The following is a 13,366-nucleotide window of genomic DNA, read 5'->3' as shown; positions in this document are numbered from 1 at the left end:
CCCCAGGTCACGCCCGCCCTCGACGAGACGGCTCCGCACCGCGCTCCGGCCGGTGCGACGCACGCCGAGGTGGCACCGCCGCCGCCCCGGGACACCGTGCACCCCCAGACGCCCGGTCCGTCCGGTCGACCCGGGTCCCATCCCGATCCGGAGCGCAGCGACCTGCTGCGTCCCCCAGCGAGAACGACAGGAGCCTCATCCGTGGCACAGCTCGACAACGTCATCGCGGACCTGCTCGCGATCGAGGGCGCCACCGGCGCCGCGATCGTCGACATCGACAGCGGCATGGCCCTCGCGGCCGGCGGCAGCCCCGGCTTCGACCTGAACATCGCGGCCGCCGGGAACTCCAACGTGGTCCGCGCCAAGCTGCGCACGATCGCCGACCTCGAGCTGAAGGACGAGATCGAGGACGTCCTGATCACGCTGCAGGGGCAGTACCACCTGATCAACGTGCTGACCGGCGAGGGCAACGCCGGGCTGTTCATCTACCTGGTGCTCAACCGCGTGGGCGCCAACCTGGCGCTGGCCCGGCACAAGCTGCGGGCCGTCGCCGTCAACGTCGCCGTCTAGGGCCCCGCGACACCACCGGCGCCCACCCCGGACGGGGGACGGGGAGGGCGCCGGCGTCAGGCCGCGGTGGAGGCCTCGATGATCCGGTCGCGGACGGCGGCGTCGGCGAGTCCGCCGGTGTCGATCCAGCGGGCCACGCGGCCGCCGGAGACGATGCCCACGCGGTCGCAGCACTCGGCCAGCTCGTCCGGGTCGACCGAGACGACGACGACCGAGGCGCCGTTGCCGGTCGCGTCGTCCAGCAGCTGGCGCACCTGCCGGCGGGCTCGCACGTCCAGGCCGCGGGTGGGCTCGTGCAGCACGAGGACGTCGTGCGCCGAGGCGGCCATCCACCGCGCCAGGGCGAGCTTGTGCCGGTCGCCGCCGGACAGCGCGCCCACGCGGGTGCGGATGCTCAGCGTCTTCACGTCCATCTGGTGGACGGTGCGGATGACACCGCGCAGGGTGGCGATCTCCTGGCGCAGGTCGGTGAGCGCGCCCCACTCCTCCTGGGTGAGCGTCCGGGCAATCGTCTCGCCGGGGTCCACCCCGTAGGCGTCCTCGTCCGGGCGGTAGGCGGGCAGCCGCAGCGCGCCGCCGTCGGCCCGGGAGTCCAGCGCGCGCGGCTCCCCGTGCAGCAGCAGCTCGTCGGTGATCGCCGGCAGCTCACCGGTCAGCGCGCCGGCGATCTCCCGGACGCCGGAGGAGCGACGTCCGGTCAGCCCGATCACCTCGCCCCGGTGGAGCAGCAGGTCCACGCCGTCCACCGCGCCGGGCACCCGGAGGTTGCGCACCCGCAGGGCGACCTCGTCGGTGAGCAGCGACCGTGGCGCGCTGGGCACGGGGGTGGCCTCCCGCTCGGCCCGCGGCACGACCGACGTCGTCCGGGGGGCGGGCGCCGGTTCGCCGACGGTCTCCGCGGCCAGCCGGACGGGGTCCAGGGCAGCGGCCGGGCTGTCCAGCGCGATCCGGCCCTCGCGCAGCACCAGCACCCGGTCGACGACCTCGAGCATCTCGGGCAGCCGGTGGCTGATGTAGAGCACGCCGCGGCCCTGGCGGCTGAGCCGGCCGGCGACGGCGTGCAGGCCGGTGACCTCCATCGGCAGCAGCGCCGCCGACACCTCGTCGAGCACCACCAGCCGGGTGTCCTCGGCCAGCACCCGGGCGATCTCCACCAACCCGTGCACGAAGTGCGGCAGCTCGCCGACCAGCGTGTCCGGGTCGACGTCCAGGGTGACCACGGACAGCAGCACCTGCGCCTGCCGGCGCAGCTCCGCCGGCGGCCGCCCCGCCTGCGGCGTCCCGCGGAAGACCGCCTGGGCGACGGTGAGCTCCGGGTCGATGCGGACCAGCTGCTCGACCACGCCGACCCCGAGGTGGCGGGCGTCGTCCGCCGACAGCGGGGCGTACGGGACGCCCTGGAGGGTCATGGCACCCGAGTCGGCGGCGGTGATGCCGGCGAGGATGTCACCGAGGGTGGACTTGCCCGCCCCGTTGGTCCCCACGAGGCCGACGATCTCGCCCGCGTCGACGCCGAAGGAGACGTCGCGCAGGACGCGACGGGCGCCGAAGGACTTCGTCAGGCCCTGGACCTGGAGCAGCGTCATGAGCGGGCGGGCTCCCTGGGAGGGTCGTCGACACAGGTCGATGGAGGGTGGTCCCAGCATCGGCAGCGACGCTGCGTGACCACACGCATGCTACCCGGGGCCGGAAGCCGCGCCTCCCGGGACAGCGGTCCCGGCAGGCGCCCGGCGGGGTCGCTCAGGCGTTGAGCCACACCGCCGCGTCGACGGGCAGCTGCCCGCCGACGACGGGCTCGCTGGCCAGCAGCACCTGGCCCTCGGGCAACGGCACCGGACCGCCGGAGAGGTTGACCAGGCACACCAGCCCCCCGGGACGGCGGAACGCCAGCACCCCGTCCGGCGCGGGCAGCCAGTCGAGCGCGTCGCCGTCGACGGCGGGCGAGCTGCGCCGGAGCGCCAGCGCGGCGCGGTACAGCGACAACACCGAGTCGGGGGTGGCGGCCTGGGCCTCGACGGTCAGCGGGCCCCAGCCCGCGGGCATCGGCAGCCAGGTGTCGGCGGCGCTCGAGAAGCCGTAGGGCGGCTGGTCGCCCGACCACGGCACCGGCACCCGGCAGGCGTCGCGGCCGCGCTCGGTGTGCCCGGACCGCTCCCAGATCGGGTCCTGCAGCACCTCGTCGGGGAGGTCGACGTCGGGCATGCCGAGCTCGTCGCCGTTGTAGAGGTAGGCCGCGCCGGGCAGCGCCAGCTGCAACAGCGCCGCCGCCCGGGCCCGGCGGGTGCCCAGCTCGCCGCCGCCGTAGCGGGTGACGTGCCGGGGTCGGTCGTGGTTGGACAGCACCCAGCAGGCCGGCGCCGGGGTGCCCGCCACGGTCGCCAGCGAGTGGTCGATCGCCGTCCGCAGCTCCGCGGGGTCCCAGGCGGAGGTGAGCAGCTTGAAGTTGAACGCCAGGTGCAGCTCGTCGGGGCGCAGGTACTCGGCCAGCCGGTCGTCGTCGGCCACCCAGACCTCACCGACGGCCATCGTGCCCGGGTAGCCGTCGAGCACGGTGCGGACCCGGCGGTGCACCAGGTGGACGCCGTCCTGGTCGAACCGGTGGTCGCCGGGGCCGTGGTCGGCGAGCAGGCCGGTGTCCGCCATCGGCACCATGTCCGGCAGCCCCTCGGGCTTGGCCATGCCGTGCGCGACGTCGATCCGGAAACCGTCGACGCCCCGGTCCAGCCAGAACCGCATGGTCGCCTCCAGGTCCTCGACGACCTCGGGGTTGGTGAAGTCCAGGTCCGGCTGCTCGGGGGCGAACAGGTGCAGGTACCACTGGCCGTCGGGCACCCGGGTCCACGCCGGCCCGCCGAAGACCGACGGCCAGTTGTTCGGCGGCTCGCCGCCGTCGCGACCGCGGCCGTCGCGGAACAGGTACCGGGCACGCGCCGGCGAGCCCGGCGGGGACGCCAGGGCCTCCTGGAACCACTCGTGGTCGTGCGAGCTGTGGTTGGGGACCAGGTCGATGGTCACCCGGATGCCCTGCGCGTGGGCGTCGGCGAGCAGGGCGTCGAAGCCGGGCAGGTCGCCGAACACCGGCTCGACGTCCCGCGGGTCGGCGACGTCGTAGCCGTGGTCGGCCATCGGGGAGGGGAAGAACGGCGTGATCCACAACGCGTCGACGCCGAGCTCGGCCAGGTACGGCAGCCGCGAGCGGATGCCGGCCAGGTCGCCGACGCCGTCACCGGTCTCGTCGGCGAAGCTGCGCACGTAGACCTGGTAGAAGACGGCGGTCCGCCACCAGTCGGCGTCAGCGGTGGACAGGGTCGGGCTCTCGCTCAGCAGAGGCTCCTTTGACTTCTTCCGGCCCCGTCCAGAGGCTCGCGCCGAGCTTGCGAGGCGGGAGGAGGACGGGGTCCTTACTGGTTCTGCATGCTGTGGGCGGCCATCTCCAGGTAACCCCACAACGTGGCGTCCTGCTCGGCGGGGAGCCCGAGGGAGTCGACCGCGGCCCGCATGTGGGTGAGCCAGGCGTCCCGGGCCTTGGCATCGACGGCGAAGGGCGCGTGCCGCATCCGCAGCCGCGGGTGGCCGCGGTTCTCCGAGTAGGTGGTCGGCCCGCCCCAGTACTGCTCGAGGAACATCCGCAGCCGGGTCTCCGCGCCCTCCCAGTCGTCGGCCGGGTACATCGGCCGCAGCACCGGGTCCTCCCGGACCCCGGCGTAGAAGTGCGCGACGAGGGCACGGAAGGTCTCGGCGCCGCCGACCTCGGCGTAGAAGGTGCGCGCCGAGGGCAGCGACCGGCTCGTCTCGCTCATGAGGTCGATCGTCCCTCAGCGCCGGGGGCCGAGGCCACGTGGGCCACGTCTCCGGCGGAGGCCGGCGGCGGGGAGCGCCGCAGGGCGAGCAGCGGGACGACGACGGCCGCCAGCCCGACGCCGCCGGCCAGCGCCACCACGGTCGTCGGCCGGACCAGCTCGGCGCCCGCCCCGGCCAGCACGATGCCCAGCCCCTGGGCGCCGGACAGCCCGGCCACCGCGACCCCGAACGCACGGCCGCGGTACGCGCTGGGGACGGCCTGCACGAAGGCGACGTTGAGCGGGATGCTGCAGGCACCGCCGACGCCGGCGATGAAGAACAGCGCGACGACGAGGCTGTAGGCGGCCAGCCCCCGGTCCAGCACGAGTGGCACCAGGCCGGCCAGGAGCACCCCGGCGAGTGACAGCGCCAGCAGCGGGGTGAGCAGCCGGTCGCGCAGCTGCGGCGGGCACAGCCGCCCCAGCACCAGCCCACCGATCGCCGTCCCGGCCGGGTTGGCCGCCAGCAGCAGCCCGGCGGCCGCGGTGGTCCCGTCCAGCTGCAGGGCGAGCGGGGTGGCGACGCCCTCCGGCGCGTTGACGAACAGGGCGCTGACCCACAGCAGCCCGACGATGGCGCGCAGCCGCGGGATCGAGGCGACCAGGCGCAGCCCGCTGCCGGTGTCCTGCCAGATCGACCGGGTCGCCTCGTCGGGGCCCTCGAGCACCGGTGCGGGCCGGCGCTGCAGCCCCAGCGTCAGCCAGGCCGCGGAGACGGCGAAGGTCGCGGCGTCCACGAGCAGGGCGACCGCGGGCGAGGCCGTGACCAGGAGCACGCCGCCGAGCAGGTAGCCGACCAGCTGCGAGGCCTGCGCGGTGACCCCGGTCAACGACGTGGCGACGGCGTACCGGTCGCCGTGCAGCACGTCGGCCATCAGCGCCGAGCGGGCCGCCTCGAACGGTGGCGAGCACAGCGACACCGCCAGCAGCAGGGCGAGGAGCAGGGCCAGCGGCGTGTGCGGGACGGCCATCAGCGCGACCAGCACGGCCCGGGCCACGTCGCAGCTGATCAGCACGCGGTGGCGGGGGAAGCGGTCGGCCAGCGCGGCCAGCACCGGACCGCCGAGCAGCCAGGGCAGGTAGGTGATGGCGAAGGTCACCGCCGACAGCAGGGCGGAGTCGGTGCGCTGGTAGACCAGCACGGTGAGCGCCACCCGGGCCAGCTCGTCGCCGATCGTGGACAGCAGGTAGGAGCCGAACAGCGGCCGGAACTCGGCCACGGCGAAGACCTGCCGGTAGGTCGCCGGGCGGTCGGCCAGGGCCGTCCGCCCGGCGCGGTGGCGGCTCAGCGGAGCCCTCTGCCGCGGTCCGGCAGCGGGTGCAGCCGGCCCGGATCAGCGCCGCAGTCGTCCATCGGGGTCACCGATCGTGCGCGCTCCATGGCGGTGAGTGTTGCAGGTGAACGTGCTGTGGTCGACCACCTCGCAGGGCACGGCGAGTATCGGTCGGTGTGGTGCCGGTATCCCGTGGTCGTCGGAGAACCCGCCGGTCAGCGCGCTGCCGTGGCCGGGGGCGGCGTCGCGGGGGACAGCCCGGTGAAGGCGGCCACGAAGGCCAGCTGGTCCGCGGCCAGGCCCACCGTGCGGCTCACCGCGCGGGCACCGTGACCGACCGACAGCTCGCGGCGGAGCACGATCGGCGCGTCCGCGCTGGTGGCGTGCTGCAGTGCCGCGGCCAGCTTGCGGGCGTGCAGCGGGTGGACCCGGGTGTCGGACTCGAAGGTCGTGAACAGCACCGCCGGGTAGGCGGTGCCCTCGACCACCCGGTGGTAGGGCGAGTAGCCCAGCAGCCAGCCCAGCTCGGTGGGGTCCGAGGCGGTGCCGTACTCGTCGTTCCAGGTGCGGCCCAGCCCGAACAGCTCGTACCGGACCATGTCCAGCAGCGGGGCGCTGCAGACCACGGCGGCGACGAGGTCGGGGTGCTGGGTGGTCATCGCGCCCACCAGCAGCCCGCCGTTGGAGCCGCCCATCACGGCCAGCTGGGCCGGCGTCGTCCAGCCCGTGGCGATGAGGTGCTCGGCTGCGGCGGTGAAGTCGTCGAACACGTTCTGCTTGCGTTCCCGCATGCCGGCCCGGTGCCACTCCTCGCCGTGCTCGGAGCCACCGCGCAGGTTGGCCACCACCCACACACCGCCGGCGGCGACCCAGGCCAGGGCCTGCGCGCTGTAGGCGGGGGTGAGCGAGACGTTGAAGCCGCCGTAGCCGTACAGGACGGTCGGGCGCGGCGCGTCCGGCGTCCCGGCCGCGGACAGCACGAACAGGTGCACCGGCGTGCCGTCCGCGGAGGTCGCGTGCACCTCCCGCACCAGCACGTCCGGCACCGCGCCGGCCACCGGCGCCCGCTCGTACCCGGTGAGCGCGGCCGGGTCGGCGGCGTCCCAGCGGAGCACCGAGGGCGGGGTGGAGTGGTCGGTGAAGCCCACCCACGCCGTCGTCCCGCCCTCCGGGGGGGCACTCACGCCGGACACGCTCCCCGGACGCAGGTCGCTGACCTCGGCCAGCCGACCGCTGCCGTCGGCCGACCACAGCGAGAGCCGGTCGGTGGCGTCCACGGCGTGCACGGCCAGCACCTGCAGGCCGCCGTCCGGGGCGTCGACCAGCGCCAGGTCGGCCAGCACGCCGTCGGGCTGCTGCGGGACGACCTCCTGCCAGGCCGCCGGCGCCCAGCTCGCCGGGTCGGCCGGGTCGGCGACCACCAGGCGGTTGCGGGGGGCGTCCCGGTCGGTGTGCAGCCACAGCCGGCCGTCGCGGGCGACCCAGGCGGTGGTCTGCGCGTCGACGCCGACCTGCAGCTCGCGCAGCGCGCCGTCGCCGGCGAGGTCGGCCAGCCAGACGTCGTCCCGGGGGGCGGTGCCGATCGAGGCGGAGACGACCAGCCAGCGCCCGTCGGCGCTGGTGCGGGCACCGAAGTAGGTGGCGGGGTCGGCGCCCTCGCCGTGCACGAGGGCGTCGGACCCCGGGTCGCTGCCGACCCGGTGCCGCCACACCCGCCGGTGGAACTGCTCCTCGCCGGCGGGGACCAGCTCGGGGGCCAGCCGGCGGACGTAGAAGAGCTCCTCGCCGCCGGGCAGCCAGGCGACGGGGGAGTAGCGGCAGCGGTCGATCGGGCCCTCGAGCACCTCGCCGGTGCCGACGTCGAGCACGAACAGCTGGGACTCCTCGTCGCCGCCCACCGACAGCTGGTAGGCCAGCCGGTCGCCCTCCCAGCTCGGTGACCAGGCGTCGAGCGTGGTGGTGCCGGCCGGGTCGAGCGCGGTCGGGTCGACCAGCACCCGGACCGTCCCGTCGGGCTCGGTGACCCGCAGGACCGCGTGCTCCTGGCCGGGGTCGCGCCGGGTGGAGAAGGCCCGACCGCGACGCCAGACCGGGATGCCGACCGCGCCGGCGTGCACCAGCTCGGCGAGGCGGTCGGCGAAGGCCGCGCGGGCGGGCAGACCGGCCAGCAGGCCGGTGGCCAGCTCGTCCTGGCCGGCGGCCCACGCGGTGGTGCGCGGGTCGTCGTCGTCCTCCAGCCAGCGGTAGGGATCGGCGACCGGGTGGCCGTGCAGGTCCTCGACCAGGTCGAGACGGGGGGCATCGGGGTAGCGCACGCGCCGACCGTAGCCGGGCCCCCTGACGGCCCGGCATCTCACATCACAGCGGGACAGTGCAGGATGGACGTGCCCGTGGGCTGTCGAAGCCGTCGGTGGCCCGGGGCACTCGGAGGTGTCCGGTGTCGATCACAGCACTCGGGTCGTCGTCCGCGCCGGGGCACCCCGGCGCCCGCCACGACCGCTCCCTCGCTCCGCACGCGCCTGCCCCGGCTCCGTCCATGACCGGTGCGACGCTCCTGCTCAACGCCACCTACGAGCCGTTGTGCGTGGTCTCCAGCCGCCGCGCGGTCGTGCTCGTCCTGGCCGCCAAGGCCGAGGCCGTCGACGTCACCGACGACGAGGTGCACGCCGAGCGGATCAGCCTCGCGGTGCCGATCGTGGTGCGGCTGACCCGCTACGTGCGGGTGCCCTACCCGGTCCAGGTGCCGCTGTCCCGTCGCGCGGTGTTCACCCGCGACGGGTCGACCTGCGTCTACTGCGGGGGCTCGGCGACCAGCATCGACCACGTCGTGCCGCGCAGCCGAGGGGGCACGCACACCTGGGACAACGTCGTCGCCGCCTGCCGGCGGTGCAACCACACCAAGGCCGACCGGTCGTTGGCGGAGATGGGGTGGTCGCTGCCGCACCCGCCCCGCGCCCCCAGCGGCGCCGCCTGGCGGCTGCTGGGGCACCGGACGGTCGACCCGCGGTGGCGGGAGTGGCTGGGCATGCCCGACTCGGTGAGTGCCTGATGAAGGACCCTCCTGCCCCCCAGCCCTCGCGAGCTCGGGCCGGGCCCCTGCAGGAGGGCCGAGCGGCCGCGCGGCGGCTCTGGGCGCTGGGCGAGCCCTTCCACGCGCTGACCTACTTCGCCGACGAGGCCCGCACCGCCTTCGCCGCCGCCGGGCTGCGCACCTTCTGGGCCGGCTACTTCGCCGGTCGGGCCGCCCCGCTGGGCGCCGTCGGCCCGGAGGTGGTGGCGGCGACCTTCGCCTCCTTCGCGCCGGCCTTCGTGGCCCGGCGGGTGCCGGAGGTCTGGTCGACGACGTCGCCCGCGGGCGCGCTGGCCGCCCGGCTGGCCGGGGTCGACGCCGCCGTGCAGCGGGCGCTGCCGGGCTGGGCCGACTCGACCGACGCCCTCGAGGCCGCCACCCTGGCCCGGCGGGCGGCGGAGGCGGTCGACGTCCCGGGCCGCCCGCTGGCCGCGGCGAACTCCGCGCTGCCCCTCCCCGAGCAGCCGCACCTCGCGTTGTGGCAGTCCCTGACGACGCTGCGCGAGCACCGCGGGGACGGGCACCTGGCCACGCTGCTGCAGCACCAGCTGCTCGGGCTGCCCGCCCTCGTGCTCAGCGCCGCGGCCGGGACGACGTCCGCCGACTGGCTGCAGAAGGCGCGCGGCTGGTCGGCCGACGAGTGGGCCGACGCCGGGGTCGTGCTGGCCCACCGCGGCCTGCTGGCCGACGGCGCGCTGACCGCGGACGGGCAGGCGCTCCGGGCCGACGTCGAGGCCGACACCGACCGGCTGGCCCAGGGCCCGTGGACCGCACTCGGTGAGGCCGGCTGCGACCGGCTGGCCGAGCTGCTCGTGCCGGTCCGCCGCGCCGTGATCGCCGCCGGCGACTGGCCGGCGCACAACCCGATCGGCGTCCCCGCCGACATCTGACGGACCCCGCTTGACGTGCTCGAAGGACCCCCGTGCCCCCCACCACTCGCGAGCTCGCGGCGGGGCCCTGCACGGGGGCCGTCAGGTGACGCGGGCCCGCTGGGTCGGGTAGCCGTGGTGCGCGCCCTCGGTGAGGACGGTGCGCAGCCGGTCCATCGCGTCCCAGACGTCGACGAACCGGGTGTAGAGCGGCGCCGGGCCCAGCCGCAGCCGGTCCGGTGTGCGGAAGTCCGGGACGACGCCGCGGTCGACCAGCGCCTGGGTCAGCTGCCAGGCCTGCGGGTGCGCCAGGCTGACGTGCGAGCCCCGGCGGGACGCCTCCCGGGGCGAGGCGACGGTGACGCCGTGCTCGGCCAGCCACTCGTCGGCCAGCGCGATCACCAGCTCGGTGAGCGCGCGGCCCTTGACCGCGAGGCGCTCGATGCCCGCCTCGGCGGAGATCCGGGCACCCACCTCCACCGCGGCCATGGCCAGCACCGGCGGGGTGCCGACGCCGAACCGGTCGACGCCGTCCGCCGGGTCGTAGGCCGGCCCCATGTCGAACTGGTCGCGGGCGCCGAACCAGCCCCAGATCGGCTGGCGCAGCTGCTCCTGCAGCTCCCGACGGACGTAGAGGAACGCCGGGGCGCCCGGGCCGCCGTTGAGGTACTTGTAGGTGCAGCCGACCGCGAGGTCCGCGCCGGCAGCGGACAGCTCGGCCGGCACCGCACCGGCGCCGTGGCTGAGGTCCCACAGGACGAGCGCGCCGGCGTCCCGGGCCAGCCGGGTGACCTCGGCGATGTCGACCAGCGCGCCGGAGCGGTAGGCCACCTGGGAGAGGACGACGACCGCGACCCGCTCGTCCAGCGCGGCGGCCAGCACGTCGAGGTCCAGCCCGGTGTCGATGTGCGCGTCGACCTCGCGGACGGTCAGGCCGCGGGCGGCGGCCACACCGGCCACGACGTACCGGTCGGTGGGGAAGTCGTCGGCACAGCAGACCAGCACGTCGCGCCCCGGCCGGGCGTCGGCGCCGGCGACGAGCAGCTTGTACAGGTCGACGCTGGTGGTGTCCGAGACCAGCACCTCCCCGGGTCGGGCGCCCAGCACGCCGTCGGCCAGCACGTCACCGATCCGGCGGGACTGCTCGACCCAGCTGCCCCAGGACCCGACCAGGCCGCGGCCCCACTCCTGCTCGACGACCCGGGCCACGGCGGCAGGCGTCTCGAGGGGCAGCCGGCCCAGCGAGTTGCCGTCCAGGTAGAGCCCGTCGTCGACGCCGGTGAACCGGGCGCGGAAGGCGGTGAGCGGGTCGGCGTCGTCCAGGGCGGCGGCCGCGGCGCGGGAGGGGTCCACCTGCCCATCGTGGCGCAGCCCCCGCTAGCGTCCGCCCGTGACCTCGTCGACGGGTACGCAGCTGCACGACCTGACCGCGCTGGAGCAGGCGGCCGCCGTCCGGGCGCAGGAGGTGAGCCCGACCGAGCTGGTCGAGCACGCCCTGGCCAGGATCGACGCCCTCGACGAGGGGATCGGGGCCTTCATCACCGTCACCGCCGACCGGGCGCGTGCGGCGGCCGCACGCGCCGACCAGGCCGTCGTCGACGGCGCGGAGCTGCCCCCGCTGCACGGCGTGCCGACCGCGATCAAGGACCTGAACAACACCGCCGGGGTGCGGACGACGATGGGCTCGCGGGTGCTCGCCGAGTTCGTACCCGACGTCGACGACGCCGTCGTCACCGCGCTGGCCGCTGCCGGCACGATCAGCGTCGGGAAGACCAGCACACCGGAGTTCGGGTTTCCCTGCTACACCGACAACGACCTGACCGGCCCGGCCCGCTGCCCCTGGGACACCACCCTGCTGGCCGGCGGCTCCAGCGGGGGCGCGGCCGCCGCGGTCGCGGCCGGCCTGCTGCCGTTCGCGCAGGGGTCCGACGGCGGCGGCTCGATCCGCATCCCGGCGGGCATCAACGGGCTGTTCGGCATCAAGCCCAGCCGCGGCCGGGTCAGCAACGCGCCCTACAACTCCGAGGTCACCGCCCTGGGTGTGCAGGGCCCGCTGGCCCGGACCGTGCGGGACGCCGCCGCCATGCTGGACGCCATGGCCGGCCCGGTCACCGGCGACCCGTTCTGGGCGGCGCCGCCGCCGGCCGGGGAGAGCTTCCTCGGCTACGCCGACCGGGCACCGGGCCGGCTGCGGATCGGCCGGTACCTGGACTCCGGGATGCCCGGCGCCGAGCTGGACCCGGAGGTGCGCGCCGCGTTCGAGGACGCCTCGGCGCTGCTGTCCTCCCTCGGGCACGACGTCGAGGACCTCCCGTCGGGGCCGCCCACGGGTGACATCTTCCCGTCCTTCGAGGTGGTCTGGGCGCTGTCGGCCACCACCCTGCCGGTACCCGAGGCGGCGGTGCCGCACCTGCGGCCGCTCACCCGGTACCTGCGCGAGCGCGGGATGGCGCTGTCGGCCAAGGACGCGATGCAGGCGATGTTCACCCTGCGGCTGTTCTCCCGCCGGTTCATCGAGGCCACCAGCGGCTACGACGTCCTGCTCTCGCCGATCTGCACGATGCCGCCGCGCCCGGTCGGCTGGTTCGGCGACGACGGCGCCGAGGACTTCGAGCGGCAGAAGCGCTACGCCGCGTTCCCGGCCGTCTACAACGTCACCGGTCAGCCCGCGGTCAGCGTGCCGCTGTGGTGGACGGCGTCCGGGCTGCCGATCGGGACCCAGCTCGTCGGCCGCCCCGCCGACGAGGCGACGCTCATCTCGCTCGCGGCCCAGCTGGAGCAGGCCCGGCCGTGGGCGCACCGCCACCCCGCTCTGTGGTGACCTGCCAGGCCGGGGTGCGGAGGTCCCGGTAGATTGCGGCCATGCCCGTGACCGAGACCGTGCTCATCTACGGCGTCATCCCGCTGGCGGTCTTCCTGCTGCTGGCGGTGCTGACCCTCCTGCCTGGGCGGGGCAAGGAGCGGACCAAGTACCGCCCGGGCCAGCCGTGGGACGAAGCGCCGATCTGGTACGAGCCGCACCCCGACGCCGCCGGTGTCGTCGGTGGGCACGGGGAGGACGCGCACGCCGACGGCCACGTGACGCCGAGCCTGGGTGCCACCGCCGCCGCGCTGACGATCGGCGAGCACCCGCACGTGCCGCAGGAGCAGCAGGAGCCCGACGCCCACCGGCGCACCGCCGCCGGCGGCGCCCGCGGGACCTGGTGACCGCGCCATGAGCACCGCCTTCTCGGCCGCCCCGTCACCCTCCGGAGACCCCGCCCCGATGTCCCAGCAGCTCGCCACCCGAGGTACCCCGCCCGAGGACACCCGCGGCACCTCGACCTCGGCCACCAGCGGCTCGGTGGTCGACGAGTCCGGCGGCACCACCCCGTTCTCCTACCAGGACCTGTCCCGTCTCGACGAGGCGCTGACCATGTCCTCGAAGGAGACCGGGCTGCGCTTCACCCTCTACATCGGGGAGCTGGGCACCGACACCCGGACCACCGCCGAGGGCCTGCACTCCCGCTCCGGCGGCGACACCTCCACCAGCGTGCTCGTGGCGATCTCGCCCGGGCAGCGGGTGCTCGAGATCGTCACCGGCACCGCCGCGGCCCGACGGCTGCCCGACCGGGCCTGCGCCCTGGCGGTGCTGTCGATGACCAGCCGCCTGGGCTCGGGTGACCTCGTCGGCGCGATCGTGAACGGCCTGCGCCAGATGTCCGACGCCGCCGGCCACCCCTCCCGCCGCTCGCACTAGAAGGA

General features: G+C 75.6%; 12 protein-coding genes. 6 read left to right on the top strand and 6 right to left on the bottom strand.

The window, feature by feature from the left end; genetic code table 11:
* Nucleotides 1–201: 201 nt before the first annotated feature.
* Nucleotides 202–570 (top strand): hypothetical protein, encoded by a 369-nt coding sequence (locus FHL79_RS13540; protein ID WP_138759112.1) that lies wholly within the window; start codon nt 202–204, stop codon nt 568–570.
* 56 nt (nt 571–626) lie between these two features.
* On the opposite strand, the gene FHL79_RS13535 is transcribed toward FHL79_RS13540, so the two are convergent.
* From FHL79_RS13535 to FHL79_RS13515, 5 genes are all read right to left on the bottom strand, one after another.
* On the bottom strand, nt 627–2,156 hold the full coding sequence (locus tag FHL79_RS13535) for an ATP-binding cassette domain-containing protein (RefSeq protein WP_138759111.1): 1,530 nt from the start codon (nt 2,154–2,156) through the stop codon (nt 627–629).
* A gap of 154 nt (nt 2,157–2,310) precedes the next feature.
* Nucleotides 2,311–3,822, bottom strand: coding sequence for a glycoside hydrolase family 13 protein (locus FHL79_RS13530; protein ID WP_246080761.1), 1,512 nt, complete (start codon nt 3,820–3,822; stop codon nt 2,311–2,313).
* Between the two features lie 149 nt (nt 3,823–3,971).
* A complete protein-coding gene (locus tag FHL79_RS13525; protein WP_138759110.1) occupies nt 3,972–4,370 on the bottom strand; it encodes a globin in 399 nt (132 codons plus the stop codon).
* Complete coding sequence (locus FHL79_RS13520) at nt 4,367–5,629, bottom strand: MFS transporter (protein WP_138759109.1); 1,263 nt, start codon at nt 5,627–5,629, stop codon at nt 4,367–4,369. Before FHL79_RS13520 ends, FHL79_RS13525 begins: the two co-directional genes overlap by 4 nt.
* A gap of 269 nt (nt 5,630–5,898) precedes the next feature.
* Nucleotides 5,899–7,998 (bottom strand): prolyl oligopeptidase family serine peptidase, encoded by a 2,100-nt coding sequence (locus tag FHL79_RS13515; RefSeq protein ID WP_138759108.1) that lies wholly within the window; start codon nt 7,996–7,998, stop codon nt 5,899–5,901.
* A 221-nt stretch (nt 7,999–8,219) separates the two neighbouring features.
* Between FHL79_RS13515 and FHL79_RS13510 the strand changes: the two genes are divergently transcribed.
* Both FHL79_RS13510 and FHL79_RS13505 read left to right on the top strand, forming a co-directional pair.
* Nucleotides 8,220–8,732, top strand: coding sequence for an HNH endonuclease (locus FHL79_RS13510; RefSeq protein ID WP_138759107.1), 513 nt, complete (start codon nt 8,220–8,222; stop codon nt 8,730–8,732).
* Nucleotides 8,732–9,643: an SCO6745 family protein gene (locus FHL79_RS13505; protein WP_246080759.1), complete on the top strand. Its 912-nt coding sequence runs from the start codon at nt 8,732–8,734 to the stop codon at nt 9,641–9,643. Before FHL79_RS13510 ends, FHL79_RS13505 begins: the two co-directional genes overlap by 1 nt.
* Before the next feature lie 81 nt (nt 9,644–9,724).
* On the opposite strand, the gene kynU is transcribed toward FHL79_RS13505, so the two are convergent.
* A complete protein-coding gene (gene kynU, locus FHL79_RS13500; protein ID WP_138759106.1) occupies nt 9,725–10,975 on the bottom strand; it encodes a kynureninase in 1,251 nt (416 codons plus the stop codon).
* A 37-nt stretch (nt 10,976–11,012) separates the two neighbouring features.
* On the opposite strand from kynU, the gene FHL79_RS13495 reads away from it, so the two are divergent.
* Genes FHL79_RS13495 through FHL79_RS13485 form a run of 3 tightly spaced genes read left to right on the top strand, consistent with a single transcriptional unit; the run spans nt 11,013 to nt 13,361 of the window.
* Nucleotides 11,013–12,443: an amidase gene (locus tag FHL79_RS13495; protein WP_138759105.1), complete on the top strand. Its 1,431-nt coding sequence runs from the start codon at nt 11,013–11,015 to the stop codon at nt 12,441–12,443.
* A 41-nt stretch (nt 12,444–12,484) separates the two neighbouring features.
* On the top strand, nt 12,485–12,829 hold the full coding sequence (ctaJ, locus tag FHL79_RS13490; protein WP_138759104.1) for an aa3-type cytochrome oxidase subunit CtaJ: 345 nt from the start codon (nt 12,485–12,487) through the stop codon (nt 12,827–12,829).
* 7 nt (nt 12,830–12,836) lie between these two features.
* Entirely contained in the window at nt 12,837–13,361 is a 525-nt protein-coding gene (locus FHL79_RS13485) for a DUF5130 family protein (protein WP_138759103.1), read from the top strand.
* Nucleotides 13,362–13,366 lie beyond the last annotated feature (5 nt).

Origin of the sequence: Modestobacter altitudinis (assembly GCF_005930475.1) — a bacterium.
Taxonomy (GTDB): Bacteria; Actinomycetota; Actinomycetes; order Mycobacteriales; family Geodermatophilaceae; genus Modestobacter; species Modestobacter altitudinis.
Note: the sequence above shows the minus strand (reverse complement) of the source record. Positions and strands in the feature narration are given on the sequence as shown.

Excerpts from the sequence above, each read along its gene's own strand:
- FHL79_RS13535 (WP_138759111.1), bottom strand. The coding sequence starts at position 2,156 with ATGACGCTGCTCCAGGTCCAGGGCCTGACGAAGTCCTTCGGCGCCCGT.
- FHL79_RS13525 (WP_138759110.1), bottom strand. The coding sequence starts at position 4,370 with ATGAGCGAGACGAGCCGGTCGCTGCCCTCGGCGCGCACCTTCTACGCC.
- FHL79_RS13510 (WP_138759107.1), top strand. The coding sequence starts at position 8,220 with ATGACCGGTGCGACGCTCCTGCTCAACGCCACCTACGAGCCGTTGTGC.
- FHL79_RS13505 (WP_246080759.1), top strand. The coding sequence starts at position 8,732 with ATGAAGGACCCTCCTGCCCCCCAGCCCTCGCGAGCTCGGGCCGGGCCC.
- ctaJ (WP_138759104.1), top strand. The coding sequence starts at position 12,485 with ATGCCCGTGACCGAGACCGTGCTCATCTACGGCGTCATCCCGCTGGCG.
- FHL79_RS13485 (WP_138759103.1), top strand. The coding sequence starts at position 12,837 with ATGAGCACCGCCTTCTCGGCCGCCCCGTCACCCTCCGGAGACCCCGCC.